We start from the raw sequence: 13,922 nt of genomic DNA on the forward strand, positions 1-13,922 counted from the left end.
ATAAGGTGGCACTTTCTTTTATTCATTAACGAATAACTTTTCGTTTACTTTTTTAGCGATTATCGCTACCGACATTAATATACATATTAAATATAGCAATTTCACAATAAATAACCACCCTTGAAACATTACAATTGCATCTATTATCTCATTTCCTTTCAATAACAAAAAAGGAATCGTGCTAATTATAATGACAAACTCGATGCTGAAAACAATTTTCTTTTTTCTGCTATATGCTTTCCATTCATCCCAGCGATACATGGGAGCAAATATCAATACTCCTATACACCATATAATTGGTACCCATTCACTTTTAAGAAATTGCCCTGAAATAACTGATAATAGTAAACAAACGAGCACACCATAATACCCTATTTTCCCTCTCATTCGTACTCCCCCATTCTACCTCTCCTTTAATATGTAACTTACTATGCTTATAACAAGTCTTAGTAAAATAACAAATACAATTACAATATAAAAACCCTTCGCAGATGACATCCATTGTTGAAAAATAGACATTTTCTCCATTTGCTTCTGCCCTTCTATTAAAATAAACCCTACGAAAAATGAGCAAACAACAATGATACCTATTATAATTCCGATACTTTTCTTACTATATTGTTTTATATCATCCCAGTTATATAAAAGTATAAATACAAACCCGAAAACAGGTATGATACTGATCCATTCATTGCTTGTAAACAGATTCAAAATGATTAATAGACTACAAGATATAATGAATCCCCAAAACCCGATTTTTTTGCGCATAAGCCCTCTTTAAATTCCATTTTTAGGATTAATTGTATTGTAACATCCATTTCTACTTCTTACCATTACAGTACATGAAATTTCACTTTTTTTCTTTTTCCTATACTCACATACTTTTACTGCTTTCATACAATAAACTACACGAATGCCTAAAGGATGTGAATGTTATGGGAGTTGAATTAACGCTGTTGCATGCTCTCTATATTCTTTGTTTACTCACTATTATTACTTTTTTTATTCTCCGGAAAGATACGACGATTATTTGTATCGTTTTTATCTTTTTATTAGCATTAACCGCTACAAGTTCTATCCCTCTTGCCGTTAGCGGTATTTTTCAAAGTTTCATTTACGCTATTACTGAACTTTTACCAACTATATTAATCATCTCTATTATCGTATCAATGAGCAATCTACTCGTTCATACTGGCATAAATGATACGATGATTTCACCATTTACAAAGATGATTCGTACCCCTACCCTCGCCTACTGGATTATCGGCCTTTTAATGATGACAATTTCTTTCTTCTTTTGGCCTTCCCCAGCTGTCGCTTTAATGGGAGCTATTTTATTACCTGTGGCTGTACGCGTCGGTCTTCCGCCAATTGGAGTTGCCATCGCTATGAACTTATTCGGACACGGCATCGCCTTATCTGGTGACTTCGTTATTCAAGGTGCACCGAAATTAACAGCGGATGCTGCTGGTCTTCCTGTTTCCAGCGTTGTTTCTGCCAGTGTTCCCCTCGTTATCGTTATGGGTATTGTGACAACTTCCGTCGCATTTTTCTTCTTACGAAAAGAATTCCATACAGGCTTATCTATACAAGAATCTATCCCATCAACTGAATCTTCTAAAACGCTTACTTCATTATCTCCTCGGACAAAAAAATGGCTCGCTATTTGTATTCCGATCGTATATGCCATCGATATCCTTTGCATGATTCAATTTAAACTACAAGGAAGCGACGCAACTGCACTTATCGGCGGGACGACTGTTATTATGATTATCATTATTTCGCTCATCGCTTACAAAGGAAATGGACTGAATAAAACGACCGATTACTTTATAGAAGGGCTCCAATTTGGATTTAAAATTTTCGGCCCAGTTATTCCAATTGCTGCACTCTTTTATTTAGGAGATAGCGGCTTTGTAAAAATTATCGGGGACTATTTACCGAAAGGTTCACACGGAATCATTAACGACTTAGGAATCGCCTTATCTCAAACTGTTCCTTTAAACCAATATGTATCAGCAGGAACATTAACTATCGTTGGTGTCATAACAGGGTTAGATGGATCTGGCTTTTCCGGTATATCACTTGCTGGTTCGATTGCCAATCTTTTCGGCACAGCACTGGGGCACGGAACGGCCACATTAACAGCACTCGGGCAAATTGCAGCAATCTGGACCGGAGGCGGGACTTTAATTCCTTGGGCCCTTATTCCTGCCGCTGCCATTTGTAAAGTAGATCCATTTGAACTCGCACGCCGAAACTTTTTACCTGTTGTGATTGGCTTAATTGTCACCACGATCGTTGCGATGTTTATTCTATAAAGTAAGCAAGTGTTCTCTTGCTTACTTTTCTTATTGTGAAATCCATCATTTATTACTGACTTTCAAAAGGGATTATATATATATTAGCGAAATTATATTAAGAGAGTATTTATTTCAAAACGTTTACGAGAAACAGATTACTTCCATTAGAAAAGGGGACATAACTATGAATGAATTGGTTTTCGTCTTATTAATTTGTCCATTACTTATCTTTATCGTTTCTGTTATTGGAACGCGCAAGACGAAAACGTATTACGTAATGCCGATTGTAACGTTTGCTAGTTTTTTAATAATAGGTGTTATCGCCTTTACTCCAAAATTTTTCTTTTGGGTTGGCATGTACAGCATCTTCTCATTTATTGTTTCTTATATGACTCTATTGTTTGTGAGAGGATATGAGATTGCAGAAAGCACTAAGTAGTATTTAGTAAAGAGATTATAATATGATTTTTTTGATATCGATAGGACTTTACATGAAGTTTTAACAATAATATAAAAAACGACCGCGTTCCCCCGCGGTCGTTTTTTTTCGTGTTACGCTGTAATCCAAGCTTCATTTGCTGGATTTTTACGCCACTCTTGTAATTTTTTCATTTCAGCTTGTCCAATCATACCTTTTTCTGCTGCTACTTCAGTTAATGCACTGTAGTCGCTTAAAGAGTATGATGCTACGTTAGCTGCTTCTAGTTTTTCTTTTCCTGCTTCTAGCTCGTATGTGAAGATTGATACGATTCCTAATACTTCACATCCAGCTTCGCGAAGTGCTTCTACACATGTAATTGCACTACCGCCAGTTGAAATTAAGTCTTCTACTACTACTACTTTTTGACCTTTTTCAGCTTTTCCTTCAATTTGGTTCCCTTTACCGTGACCTTTTGCTTTACTACGTACGTAGCACATTGGTAAATCCATACGATCACTTACCCATGCAGCGTGCGCAATACCAGCAGTTGCTGTTCCTGCAATAACTTCTACAGTTGGGAAGTGCTCTTTAATTAACTCTTCTAATCCAGCTGCAATCGCTTGACGTACTTTTGGATAAGATAAAGTTAAACGGTTATCACAATAAATTGGTGATTTCATACCTGAAGACCAAGTAAATGGATCATTCGGTTGTAAAAATACTGCTCCAATTTCTAATAAATGCGATGCGATTTCTTTTTTCATACTGTTACACCTTCCCACTGTTGTTTTACTGTTTTATACGCTTCAAGCGGATTTTCTGCTTTTGTAATACTACGTCCAACTACGATGTAGCTTGAGCCAAGTTCCCTCGCACGTTTCGGTGTTGCTACGCGCACCTGGTCATTTACATCATCGCTTGCAAGACGAATCCCCGGTGTTACTGTTACAAATTCATTTCCGCATACTTCACGTAATTTTGGAACTTCCAGTGTTGAACAAACAACGCCATCAAGTCCACTTTCTTTCGTTAGTTTTGCATAATGAGCAACCGCTTCTTCTAACGTTTTCTCAATGCCGATCTCTTTTTTCATCATAGCTTCCGAAGTGCTTGTTAGTTGTGTAACTGCAATGCAAATCGGTCTCTCTTTTCCTTCTTGCTTACCTTCCTCTAATCCCTCAATCGCGGCTTTCATCATACTGCTTCCCCCAGCAGCATGAACATTTACCATATCTACATCTAGACTAGCTAGGCTACGCATAGCGCTTTTTACTGTATTCGGAATATCATGAAGTTTTAAATCTAGAAAGATCTTATGTCCTTTTTCTTTTAAGTACGTAATAATCGCAGGGCCTTCTTTATAAAATAACTCCATACCTACTTTGACAAATAACTCTTCCCCTTCAAAGTGGCGCAGGAATTGTTCTACATCTTGTTTCCCTGGAAAATCTAATGCAACGATTAACGTCTGTGACATACTTACTTCCAACTCCTTCCTTGACATTCCGAAATGTGATCAAATCCTAATTCATCTAGTAATGCTGGTAATTCTTCAATAATTGTCGGACATACGAACGGATCGATAAAGTTCGCTGTTCCAACTGCAACTGCGCTTGCGCCAGCGTAGAAGAATTCAATTACATCTTCCGCTGTTTCGATACCACCCATTCCGATAATCGGAATGTTAACCGCTTGGCTTACTTCATGTACCATACGAATCGCTACTGGCTTAATCGCAGGACCTGATAATCCGCCTGTACGGTTTGCTAAAATTGGTTTTGCAGTTTTTAAATCTAGACGCATACCAAGCAATGTATTAATCATCGTTAAACCGTCCGCACCCGCATTTTCAATTGCTTTTGCAATCTCCACAATGTTTGCCACGTTCGGTGACAATTTTACGTATACAGGTACTTCAGAAACCTCTTTTACTCGCTTCGTTAAATCAGCAGCAATTTCAGGATTCGTACCAAAAGCGATACCACCCGTTTTTACGTTTGGACAAGAAATATTTAATTCTAGCGCATGAACATTAGGTGCCTTTGAAATCTCCTTCGCAACTGCTACATAATCCTCAGCTTGTGAGCCAGCAACATTTGCAATAATCGGAAGATCAAATTGCTCGAGAAAAGGTAATTCAGAATTCATTACCTTTTCTAATCCAGGATTTTGAAGCCCGATTGCATTTAGCATTCCGCCTGGTGTTTCCGCAACACGAGGCGTTGGGTTTCCGTAACGAGGCTGTTCTGTTGTCGCTTTAATCATAATTGATCCAAGTACACTTAAATCATAGAACTGTGCATACTCACGACCAAATCCGAAGCAACCAGATGCTGGGATGATTGGATTTTTTAATGATAACCCTGGTAATTCAACTTGCAATCTGTTCATAGTACAACCTCCCCGATTGGAAATACTGGTCCGTCGCTACACACCTTCTTGTAAGAATGTCCACTCGGATCTGCTTGTAAATGGCATACACAGGCGAAACATGCTCCAATGCCACAGCCCATACGCTCTTCTAATGAAATGTAGGCTTTTCTCTCTTTATAGCGTCCTTCTAATGCACGAAGCATCGCTAAAGGTCCACATGAATATAGAATGTCAAAGTCAATTCCATAGCTATCAATTACATCTGTTACAAAGCCTTCTGTACCGTGCGTACCATCAACTGTTGCAACATACGTATCACCAAGCTCTGCGAATTTCTCTTCATAGAAGACAACATCTTTCGTTTGGAAACCTAAGATGTGAATAACGCGTACTCCCTTTGCTACAAGACGCTGTGACAATTCATATAGTGGTGGTACACCAATTCCCCCTCCAACTAATAGAGCCGTTTGTCCAGCTTCCGCTTCTTCTACAGGAAAACCATGTCCAAGTGGTCCTAACACATCTACAAGTTCACCTTGTTTTCTTTTCGCTAATGTTTTTGTTCCTTGTCCTTCCGCACGATATAGCATTGTAAATTCGTTTTTGTCTTGATCGACATTACAAATACTAATTGGGCGGCGCAGAAGGGGCGTAATGCCCTCTGCTACCTTAATGTGTACAAACTGCCCTGGATCGTTCATTTGCTGCACAAGATCCCCTTGAAGCACTAATTCGTAAATGTTTTTTGCGATTTCTTTTTGGTTAACGACGATCATATTTTGCTTTTGCATCATGCATGTACCACCTCGTGACGCTTCGTTTGCGTAATTTCTTTCATTGAATGAGCTGAGAATGTCATAGATTCTAGTACTCGTAAGATTGCTCTCGTTGTATCAAGTGATGTTAAGCAAGCCACACCATTTTCTACTGATTCACGGCGAATGCGGAAACCATCACGCGCTGGTTGTTTGCCTTTTGTTAATGTATTGATTACAAACTGTGCTTTTCCTTGACGGATAATATCAAGTAAGTTGTATTCTTCAGAATCAATTTTATTTACAACTTGCACTGGAATGTTTTGCTCTGCTAACGATTGTGCTGTTCCAGCTGTTGCTAATAAGTTATATCCGATTTCGTGGAAACGTTTTGCAATTTCCATTGCTTCTTCTTTATCTTTATCCGCTACAGTAATGATTACTGATCCGTGCGTTGGGATGTTAATTCCTGAAGCAACTAACCCTTTGTATAATGCTTTTTCAAGTGTTAAGTCTTTCCCCATTACTTCCCCTGTTGATTTCATTTCAGGTCCTAATGTTGTATCAACTGAACGTAGCTTCGCGAATGAGAATACCGGTGCTTTTACATACACTTCTTTCTCTTCTGGGTGATAACCAGTTCCATATCCTTGCTCTACAAGATCTTGACCTAAAATAACTTTCGTTGCAACATTCGCCATCGGTACGCCTGTAATTTTACTTAAGAATGGTACTGTACGGCTCGCACGTGGATTTACTTCAATTACATACACTTCATCTTTGAATACTACAAACTGAATGTTTAGTAATCCAACAATATTTAAACCTTTTCCAAGTGCAATTGTATGTTCAATAATTTGTTCTTTCAGTTTTTCAGATAAGCTTTGTGGTGGATATACTCCGATTGAGTCACCAGAGTGAACTCCAGCGCGTTCAATATGTTCCATAATACCTGGAATGAACACATTCTCACCATCTGAAATTGCATCTACTTCAATTTCTTTACCAACCATGTAACGGTCGATTAATACTGGGTGATCTGCGTGAACTTTAACCGCATTTTTCATGTAGTGCAGCAGTTCTTCTTGACGATATACGATTTCCATCGCGCGTCCACCTAGTACGTAAGATGGTCTTACTAATACTGGGTAACCAATTTTGTCAGCGATTGCTACCGCTTGCTCTACAGTCGTTGCTGTTTTACCAACTGGTTGCGGGATACCAAGCTGTGTTAGAGCTGCTTCAAACTTATCACGATCTTCTGCACGGTCTAAATCTTCAAGTGATGTTCCTAAGATTTTCACACCATGAGCCTCTAATTTAGCAGCTAAGTTAATTGCCGTTTGTCCACCGAATTGGACGATAACACCTTCTGGCTTTTCTAAATCGATAATGTGCATTACATCTTCAATTGTTAATGGTTCAAAGTATAATTTGTCAGAAATACTGAAGTCTGTTGAAACTGTTTCTGGATTGTTATTAACAATGATTGCCTCATATCCAGCTTCTTTAATTGCCCATACAGAGTGAACTGTTGCATAGTCAAACTCAACCCCTTGACCGATACGGATTGGACCAGACCCTAGTACGACAACACTCTTACGATCTGTTCTAACCGATTCATTCTCGTCACCATATGTGCTGTAGTAGTATGGTGTTGCAGATTCAAACTCTGCCGCACAAGTATCTACCATTTTATAAACAGGAGTTATATTGCTTTCTTTACGCATATCGTAAATTTCACGCTCTGTTTTGTTCCAAGCACTGGCGATGTAATGGTCACTGAAGCCCATTTCTTTTGCTGATTGTAATACTTCCATATTTCCTACACTTGCTTTTACTTCGCGTTCCATGTTTACGATATTTTCAACTTTTTGTAAGAAGAAGAAGTCCATTTCACACCAATCGTTGATTTCTTCTTTCGTTACACCTTGACGAATTGCTTCTGCTACAATAAACAGTCGCTCATCATCAGCTTTTATAATGCGTTTTTTCATTGTTTCTTTATTAAGCTCTTTTAAATGCTCTAACTCTAAGTGATAAACGCCAAGTTCTAAAGAACGGATCGCTTTTAATAATGATTGTTCTAAGTTACGTCCGATTGACATAACTTCACCAGTTGCCTTCATTTGTGTACCAAGTGTTCTGTTTGCTGATTCAAACTTATCAAATGGCCAACGTGGAATTTTTGAAACAACATAGTCTAATGCTGGCTCGAAGCAAGCGTATGTTTTTTGTGTTACTGGGTTTATAATTTCATCTAATGTTAAGCCAACTGCAATTTTCGCAGCTAATTTCGCAATTGGATATCCAGTTGCTTTAGATGCTAGTGCAGATGAACGACTTACACGCGGGTTTACTTCGATTACATAGTATTGGAAGCTATGTGGATCAAGTGCAAGCTGAACGTTACATCCACCTTCAATTCCTAATGCGCGAATAATTCTTAATGAAGTGTTTCGTAACATTTGATACTCACGGTCACTTAATGTTTGGCTCGGTGCTACAACGATAGAATCACCTGTGTGAACCCCAACTGGATCGATATTTTCCATGTTACATACTACAATCGCGTTATCATTCGAATCACGCATTACTTCATATTCAATTTCCTTACAACCAGCAATGCTCTTCTCTAATAAACATTGTGTTACTGGGCTATGTTTTAATCCACCTGATACGATTTCAATTAGTTCTTCTTCATTACTACAGATTCCGCCACCTGTTCCCCCCATTGTAAATGCTGGGCGAACAATAACTGGATAACCAATTTCTTTTACAAATTCATGTGCTTCTTCTAGCGTATGAATAATGGTACTAGATGGAATTGGTTCATTTAATTCTTGCATTAGTGTACGGAATAAATCACGATCTTCCGCTTGCTCGATTGCTGATAATTTTGTTCCTAAAATTTCAACTCCGCACTCTTCAAGTATGCCTGATTTCGCAAGTTCAACAGCCATATTTAGACCTGTTTGACCACCTAATGTTGGTAAGATTGCATCTGGACGTTCTTTACGAATGATACGGCTTACGAATTCTAATGTTAATGGTTCTATATATACTTTATCTGCTGTTGCAGTATCTGTCATAATTGTTGCTGGGTTAGAGTTAACAAGGATTACTTTGTAACCTTCTTCTCTAAGAGATTGACAAGCTTGTGTACCAGAGTAGTCAAACTCTGCTGCTTGCCCAATTACAATTGGTCCTGATCCGATTACTAAAATTGTGTTAATGTCTAGGCGTTTTGGCATAACTCTTCCCCTTCTTTCTTGAAGTTTTCAATCATTTCTAAGAAATCTTCGAATAAATCATTTGCATCTTCTGGTCCTGCTGAAGCTTCTGGATGGTATTGCACTGTAAATGCTGGGAACTTCGTATGACGAAGACCTTCTACTGTTCCATCATTTAAAGCAACATGTGTAATTTCAAGTTCTGTATTTTTAACTGATTCTTCTTCTACTGCGTAACCATGATTTTGAGATGTAATTGCTACTTTTCCAGTTGCAAGATGTTTTACTGGATGGTTTAAACCACGGTGACCGAATTTTAACTTACTTGTATTCGCACCAGATGCTAGAGCGAATAGTTGATGTCCTAAGCAAATTCCGAATAAAGGAACTTTACCGATAATGTCTTTTAACATTTCAATTGCTTCTGGTACATCTTTCGGATCTCCAGGTCCGTTACTTAACATAATTCCATCTGGGCTAAGGCGTAAAATTTCTTCTGCTGTTGTATTGTAAGGTACTACAATTACATCACAGTCACGTTTATTTAATTCTCGTAAAATACCATGTTTCATTCCGAAGTCTACAAGTACAACTCGGTGTCCACGGCCTGGGCTTGGGTATGGATCTTTCGTTGATACGCGTTTCACGTGATCTGTAAATACTGTCGCTTTTAATTGGCTTACGATGTATCCTACATCTGCATCCATGTTACATAGACGTCCACGTAATGTACCGTATTGACGAATTTTTCTCGTTAATTTTCTTGTATCAATTCCTGCTAACCCTGGGATATTTCTTTCTTTTAAGTAATCATTTAACGAAATTTCATTACGGAAGTTTGATGGATGATCACAAATTTCGTTTACGATTAAACCATTTACAGATGGGTGAATCGATTCAAAATCGTCACGGTTGATGCCGTAGTTTCCGATTAATGGGTACGTGAATGTTACGATTTGACCGCAATATGATGGATCAGATAATGTTTCTTGATATCCAGTCATTCCTGTTGTGAATACAACCTCACCTGACTTTTCAATTTCTCCTCCGAAACCTTTTCCAATTAATACTGTTCCATCTTCTAAGATAAGTTGTCTTTTCATACTAATGCACTCTCCTTTTGCCATGCGATCTTACCACCAACGATTGTCATTACCGGCCATCCTTGGCATTTCCAACCTGCGAATGGTGTATTTTTTCCTTTTGATAAGAATGTTGTTGGGTCAATCTCTTCTTCTTGTTCTAAGTCAATGATTGTAATATCAGCTGTTCTACCTTCTTTCAGGCGACCTGCTTCTAAGCCGAATGTATCAGCTGGCTTTTCTGTTAAGAATTGAATTAACTGCTCTAATGTAATAATTCCTTTTTTCACAAGGTGTGTGTATAGAAGTGGGAATGCTGTTTCAAAACCAGTAATTCCGAATGGTGCTCTTTCAATTCCTTGTGCTTTCTCTTCCGCTGTATGCGGTGCATGGTCAGTTGCGATCATATCGATCGTTCCATCTAGTAATCCTTCAATTAGTGCTGCGTGATCTTCTTTTCCACGAAGCGGTGGGTTCATTTTAAAGTTAGGATCAGCTGATGGGATATCATCTTCACATAACACTAAGTGATGAGGTGTTACTTCTGCTGTTACTTTAATTCCAGCGCGTTTCGCATCTCGAATTACGCGTACAGAACCTTTCGTACTTACGTGACATACGTGATAGTGACAATCGGCCGCTTCAGCAAGCAGTATATCCCTTGCAATATGTACAGATTCACATACTGATGGGATACCGTTTAATCCGTGTTTCTCAGAAAACTTCCCTTCATGTACACAACCTTTATTAATAAGAGTATTCTCTTCACAGTGTGCAACTACTGCCGTATTTAATTTCGCTGCACGCTTCATAGCAGCTAACATCATGCTAGCATCTTGTACGCCTACACCGTCATCAGTGAAAGCAAATGCTCCAAGTTCTTTTAATGTTTCGAAATCTGTCATTTCAGAACCAGCTTGGCGTACTGTAATTGCTCCGTATGGTAGTACGTTGACATGCGCTTTTTCTTTAATACGTTTTTGCAAGTCTTCCATATGTTCTCTGCAATCTGGTACTGGGCGTGTATTTGGCATTGCACAAATTGTAGTGAATCCACCTTTTGCCGCTGCTAGTGTACCTGTTTCAATTGTTTCTTTATGTTCACCACCTGGTTCACGAAGATGTACGTGTACATCTACTAATCCAGGTGCGATTAACTTTCCGTTCACATCGATTACTTCAGCATTATCTGCCGTAATATTTTCTGCTACCTTAGCGATTTTACCGTCTTGTACGAGAAGATCTGTTACTACGATTTTTCCTTCTTCATTCATATAACGACCATTTTTAAACAAGTAATTCATGTTTCATTCCTCCTAATACATTTGGTAAGGCGCGTTTTAGTACAGCCATTCTTACGTAAACTCCATTTTCCATTTGTTTAAATATGCGTGAACGCTCACACTCAACAAGTTCACTTGCAATTTCAACATTACGGTTTACAGGAGCTGGATGCATAATAATGCTTCCTTCTTTCATACGCTTTTCTCTTTCCACTGTTAATCCGTGTTTCTCATGATACTCTTTCATAATGTCTGTTTCATAATGATCATGACGCTCATGTTGTACACGAAGTAACATCATTACATCCACTTCTGGAACAAGTTCATCTAATGGTTTGTATATTCCAAATGTGCTGTCTTCATCTTTCCACTCTTCTGGACTTGCAAAGTAAATTGTTGCACCCAGTTTCGTTAATGCTTCTGCATTAGAACGTGCTACTCGGCTATGACGAACATCTCCTACTATCGCAATCTTTAATCCTTCAAATCTTCCAAACTCTTGTTTAATTGTAAGAAGATCGAGTAGGCACTGCGTTGGGTGGTTTCCACATCCATCTCCAGCGTTTAAGATTGGGATATTTACCTGATCTTTTAGTTCATCGAAGTAGCGATCTTGCTCATGGCGGACGATCACCGCTTTTGTTCCGATTGATTCTAGTGTTCTTATCGTATCGTATAAAGTTTCTCCTTTTTGTACGCTAGATGCATCCGCTGAAAAGTTTAAAACTTCAAGTCCTAATCTCTTCTCAGCAACTTCAAAGCTAAATCTCGTTCTCGTACTATTCTCAAAGAACAAGTTCGCAACAAAAGTTTGCTCTGTCGGTTTGCTCTCTTTTCCATTCGCGAAATCTTCTGCGTCTTTTAGGATTTCTGAAATTTCTACTTCCGATAATTCACTCATCGTTAACAAATGGCTCATCGTCATCCCTCATCTTTCTGATTTTTATGTTACCACTTTTGTATTTTTATAACAACATTTGCATAAAAATACCCTAGTCGTGTGAGACTAGGGTGCAAGAAAGAAGCTACCCTTTCCGGTCTCACAGGACTGAATTAAAAGGTTATTATTATGAAGCAATCTGCTTAGATTGTTTTATTTGTTTCGTTTCCGGTAGTAGTAGATTTAATAGTACACCTACAATTGCTGCTAGTGCCATTCCTTCTACTTGGAACGATTCTCCTACTTGCAGTACCGCTCCACCAATACCGATTACTAGTATTACTGATGCAATCATTAAGTTTCGTTTGTCACTTAGGTCCGTTTTCTCATCTACCATCATGCGTAATCCACTTGATGCGATTACACCGAATAGTAAGATTGATACTCCACCCATAACCGGTGTTGGGATCGAATGAATCAGTGCCGAAATCTTACCGATAAATCCGAACATGATTGCGAACACTGCTGAGCCGATGAATAAGTATACGCTGTATGCTCTCGTAATTGCTAGCACACCAATGTTTTCACCATACGTTGTATTCGGTGGTCCACCGATTAGTGATGCAATTAATGTTGCTATACCATCACCGAATATCGAGCGATGTAAGCCTGGTTTTTCAATTAAATCTCTTTTAATAACATTTCCAAGTACAATTTGATGTCCGATATGCTCTGAAATTGTTACTAGTGCAACTGGTACCATCAAGAGTACAATCTTCCACGAAAACTCCGGAGTATATGTTACAAATGGCACTGTGAAATCTGGTACAACAAACCATTTTGCCTCAGCCACCGGCTTTAAATTTACTAGCCCTTGGAAGTAAGCGAAGATATATCCGCCGATAATGCCCAGTAGCACTGGTATGATACTGAAAAATCCTCTTCCGAATATAGAGCAGATAATTGTAATTGCTAATGTTACTAATGCTACTGAAAAGTGTGTAAAGCTATATTTGCCATCCGCACCGTTCATCGCCATGTTAACTGCTGTATGTGCTAAAGCGAGACCGATTACCATTACGACTGGACCAACTACGATTGGCGGAAGTAATTTCATAATCCACTCTGATCCTGACTTCTTAATTCCGAGTGAGATTAAGATATACACAAGCCCTGCTAGCAAACCACCGAGCATTGCTGCTCCAGGTCCACCTGCTGTTTTCGCTGTTATAATCGGTGCGATAAAGGCGAATGATGATCCTAGATAGGCAGGTACTTGACCTTTCGTTATAAGAAGAAACGCTAGCGTTCCTAATCCACTTGATATTAATGCTACTGACGGATTCAATCCTGTTAAAAACGGAACAAGCACTGTTGATCCAAACATCGCGAACAAATGTTGTATACTTAAAAATAACCATTTTCCCGGTTTCGGTACTTCATTAACGTCTAATACTGGCTTTTGTTCCATTGTTACATCCTCCTTCAGTTTAAATCTTTGCAATAAAAAAACTCTTTGTGCCTGTGCACAAAGAGTCCTACACTTTCGTATGCCAAATTTGACATATGAAAGCCAAGACCCTTTGGCAGCC

General features: G+C 38.6%; 13 protein-coding genes. 2 read left to right on the plus strand and 11 right to left on the minus strand.

What is annotated here, in order from left to right; all coding sequences use genetic code 11:
• Positions 1-18 precede the first annotated feature (18 nt).
• Both ILS93_RS07150 and ILS93_RS07155 read right to left on the minus strand, forming a co-directional pair.
• Complete coding sequence (locus tag ILS93_RS07150) at positions 19-387, minus strand: YoqO family protein (RefSeq protein WP_064474988.1); 369 nt, start codon at positions 385-387, stop codon at positions 19-21.
• Between the two features lie 15 nt (positions 388-402).
• Positions 403-768: a YoqO family protein gene (locus tag ILS93_RS07155; protein WP_222660260.1), complete on the minus strand. Its 366-nt coding sequence runs from the start codon at positions 766-768 to the stop codon at positions 403-405.
• 167 nt (positions 769-935) lie between these two features.
• Between ILS93_RS07155 and ILS93_RS07160 the strand changes: the two genes are divergently transcribed.
• Both ILS93_RS07160 and ILS93_RS07165 read left to right on the plus strand, forming a co-directional pair.
• Complete coding sequence (locus ILS93_RS07160; RefSeq protein ID WP_064474986.1) at positions 936-2,321, plus strand: hypothetical protein; 1,386 nt, start codon at positions 936-938, stop codon at positions 2,319-2,321.
• A 166-nt stretch (positions 2,322-2,487) separates the two neighbouring features.
• A complete protein-coding gene (locus tag ILS93_RS07165; RefSeq protein ID WP_222660263.1) occupies positions 2,488-2,742 on the plus strand; it encodes a YbeF family protein in 255 nt (84 codons plus the stop codon).
• 113 nt (positions 2,743-2,855) lie between these two features.
• Here the strand turns inward: ILS93_RS07165 and pyrE are convergent, their stop codons facing one another.
• From pyrE to uraA, 9 genes are all read right to left on the minus strand, one after another.
• Entirely contained in the window at positions 2,856-3,488 is a 633-nt protein-coding gene (gene pyrE, locus ILS93_RS07170; RefSeq protein ID WP_064474984.1) for an orotate phosphoribosyltransferase, read from the minus strand.
• Entirely contained in the window at positions 3,485-4,201 is a 717-nt protein-coding gene (gene pyrF / locus ILS93_RS07175) for an orotidine-5'-phosphate decarboxylase (RefSeq protein WP_048563196.1), read from the minus strand. Before pyrF ends, pyrE begins: the two co-directional genes overlap by 4 nt.
• A 2-nt stretch (positions 4,202-4,203) precedes the next feature.
• Positions 4,204-5,115, minus strand: coding sequence for a dihydroorotate oxidase B catalytic subunit (gene pyrD / locus ILS93_RS07180; protein ID WP_002121858.1), 912 nt, complete (start codon positions 5,113-5,115; stop codon positions 4,204-4,206).
• On the minus strand, positions 5,112-5,891 hold the full coding sequence (pyrK, locus tag ILS93_RS07185) for a dihydroorotate oxidase B electron transfer subunit (RefSeq protein WP_000983346.1): 780 nt from the start codon (positions 5,889-5,891) through the stop codon (positions 5,112-5,114). The genes pyrD and pyrK overlap by 4 nt, the downstream gene beginning before the upstream one ends.
• Complete coding sequence (gene carB, locus ILS93_RS07190) at positions 5,888-9,106, minus strand: carbamoyl-phosphate synthase large subunit (RefSeq protein ID WP_064474983.1); 3,219 nt, start codon at positions 9,104-9,106, stop codon at positions 5,888-5,890. The genes pyrK and carB overlap by 4 nt, the downstream gene beginning before the upstream one ends.
• Entirely contained in the window at positions 9,091-10,188 is a 1,098-nt protein-coding gene (locus ILS93_RS07195; protein ID WP_064474982.1) for a carbamoyl phosphate synthase small subunit, read from the minus strand. The genes carB and ILS93_RS07195 overlap by 16 nt, the downstream gene beginning before the upstream one ends.
• Entirely contained in the window at positions 10,185-11,471 is a 1,287-nt protein-coding gene (gene pyrC, locus ILS93_RS07200) for a dihydroorotase (protein ID WP_064474981.1), read from the minus strand. The genes ILS93_RS07195 and pyrC overlap by 4 nt, the downstream gene beginning before the upstream one ends.
• On the minus strand, positions 11,455-12,369 hold the full coding sequence (gene pyrB / locus ILS93_RS07205; RefSeq protein WP_222660265.1) for an aspartate carbamoyltransferase: 915 nt from the start codon (positions 12,367-12,369) through the stop codon (positions 11,455-11,457). Before pyrB ends, pyrC begins: the two co-directional genes overlap by 17 nt.
• A gap of 148 nt (positions 12,370-12,517) precedes the next feature.
• On the minus strand, positions 12,518-13,801 hold the full coding sequence (uraA, locus tag ILS93_RS07210; RefSeq protein WP_064474979.1) for a uracil permease: 1,284 nt from the start codon (positions 13,799-13,801) through the stop codon (positions 12,518-12,520).
• Positions 13,802-13,922: the final 121 nt, after the last annotated feature.

Origin of the sequence: Bacillus sp. 16GRE42, from assembly GCF_019837435.1 — a bacterium.
Classification (GTDB): Bacteria; Bacillota; Bacilli; order Bacillales; family Bacillaceae_G; genus Bacillus_A; species Bacillus_A wiedmannii.

Bases quoted from the DNA above. Each gene is read 5' to 3' on its own strand.
- pyrC (WP_064474981.1), bottom strand. From the start codon at position 11,471: ATGAATTACTTGTTTAAAAATGGTCGTTATATGAATGAAGAAGGAAAA.
- pyrK (WP_000983346.1), bottom strand. From the start codon at position 5,891: ATGATGCAAAAGCAAAATATGATCGTCGTTAACCAAAAAGAAATCGCA.
- pyrE (WP_064474984.1), bottom strand. From the start codon at position 3,488: ATGAAAAAAGAAATCGCATCGCATTTATTAGAAATTGGAGCAGTATTT.
- ILS93_RS07150 (WP_064474988.1), bottom strand. From the start codon at position 387: ATGAGAGGGAAAATAGGGTATTATGGTGTGCTCGTTTGTTTACTATTA.
- ILS93_RS07165 (WP_222660263.1), top strand. From the start codon at position 2,488: ATGAATGAATTGGTTTTCGTCTTATTAATTTGTCCATTACTTATCTTT.
- ILS93_RS07195 (WP_064474982.1), bottom strand. From the start codon at position 10,188: ATGAAAAGACAACTTATCTTAGAAGATGGAACAGTATTAATTGGAAAA.
- pyrF (WP_048563196.1), bottom strand. From the start codon at position 4,201: ATGTCACAGACGTTAATCGTTGCATTAGATTTTCCAGGGAAACAAGAT.
- uraA (WP_064474979.1), bottom strand. From the start codon at position 13,801: ATGGAACAAAAGCCAGTATTAGACGTTAATGAAGTACCGAAACCGGGA.
- ILS93_RS07160 (WP_064474986.1), top strand. From the start codon at position 936: ATGGGAGTTGAATTAACGCTGTTGCATGCTCTCTATATTCTTTGTTTA.
- pyrB (WP_222660265.1), bottom strand. From the start codon at position 12,369: ATGAGCCATTTGTTAACGATGAGTGAATTATCGGAAGTAGAAATTTCA.
- carB (WP_064474983.1), bottom strand. From the start codon at position 9,106: ATGCCAAAACGCCTAGACATTAACACAATTTTAGTAATCGGATCAGGA.
- pyrD (WP_002121858.1), bottom strand. From the start codon at position 5,115: ATGAACAGATTGCAAGTTGAATTACCAGGGTTATCATTAAAAAATCCA.
- ILS93_RS07155 (WP_222660260.1), bottom strand. From the start codon at position 768: ATGCGCAAAAAAATCGGGTTTTGGGGATTCATTATATCTTGTAGTCTA.